The sequence below is a fragment of the Paraliomyxa miuraensis genome (assembly GCF_026337845.1).
GTDB classification, from domain to species: domain Bacteria; phylum Myxococcota_A; class Polyangia; order Nannocystales; family Nannocystaceae; genus Paraliomyxa; species Paraliomyxa miuraensis.
This window is the reverse complement of the sequence record NZ_JAOVZF010000087.1, coordinates 1-1136: the sequence shown is the minus strand read 5'-3', so window position 1 is coordinate 1136 and position 1136 is coordinate 1. Positions and strand designations below refer to the sequence as shown.

Here is a 1136-nt window from a genome sequence, read left to right as displayed (position 1 = left end):
GCCTCGGTCCGCTCGCGCCAGGTGGTGTCGTCGGTGTACGCGGGCCACCCTGAAGGGATCCCTCCCACGGGATGATCGGTGTACGTGCCGTCGCCATTGGAGACCACGGCCGTCCAACCACCACCCACGCCCGACGACGGCAGGAGGAGGTCGACGATCCCGTCGAGGTCGAAGTCGTAGAGCTGCGCGGCCACAAAGCCGAGCCACAGGTTGGCGTGCGGGTTGCCCTGGAACGTGTGCATCGGCGGGCCGGGCTCGAAGCCGTCGCCGGTGTTGATGTAGGGCCGGATCACCGTGGGGTGGTTGGCCTCGACGCCGGTGCCGCAGACGATGCCCTCGCCCCAGTGCGCGCCGTCGGCCAGACCCAGGGGCAGCTCGGGGTTGCCGGGGTGGTCGCCCGACGCCAGCTCGTAGCGCACGACATCGACCAGACCATCGCCGTTGACGTCGGCGAGCTTGTCGAGCCCCAGCCCAGCACTGGCGACCGGCCGACCGAAGACCGCACGCGAAAGGCCGTTGCGGCAGCGGCGGTCGTGCCAGCGCTGATACTGATCGCGCGGCAGGCCCGTGGGCTCCAGCGTGCCCGGAGGACCACCGGGCTCGAACGCGAGCGCGAGGTAGTCGGCGCGCTGATCCTCGGGCAGCGGCAGGTACCCGTCGTGATACGCCTGCGGGCTCTCGAAGTCGGCCGGGACCGGCATGGCGGCACCCGTCGCATAAGCGGGAACCACCAGCAGATCCTGTCGACCACCCCGAAGGCTGGTCACCAGCAGCTCGTCGTGCACCGAGCAGCCCACGCCGCTGTCGTAGGTGGTGAAGTGGTAGTGCCCCGACGGACCCCCGGGATCGGGGCCGCGCTTGGCCAGCACCCAGCGCCCACTCTTGTAGCCATCGCCCTGGCATAGCCACAGATCGGTCAGGCCGTCGCCGTCGTGATCGAGCGGGACCACGGTGTAGATCGGTGCGCCCGGGAGCCCTGCGTCCTCCTCGACGAACGACACGGGCTCGCTGAAACCGGGCGGGGCGGACTCGCCTTCGGGCGTGGCGGCGACGGCCACGACCACTTCCTTCGCGAAGCGATACCCCCATGCGTCGACCCATGGCCCGCCCGTGAGGTCGCGTCGAGGGATCAGCAG

General features: G+C 70.5%; 1 protein-coding gene. It reads right to left on the bottom strand.

Going from position 1 to position 1136, the window contains the following annotated elements:
- Positions 1-1136, bottom strand: a 1136-nt coding sequence (locus tag OEB96_RS00390; RefSeq protein WP_266213384.1) for a hypothetical protein, incomplete at both ends; no start/stop codon positions are given.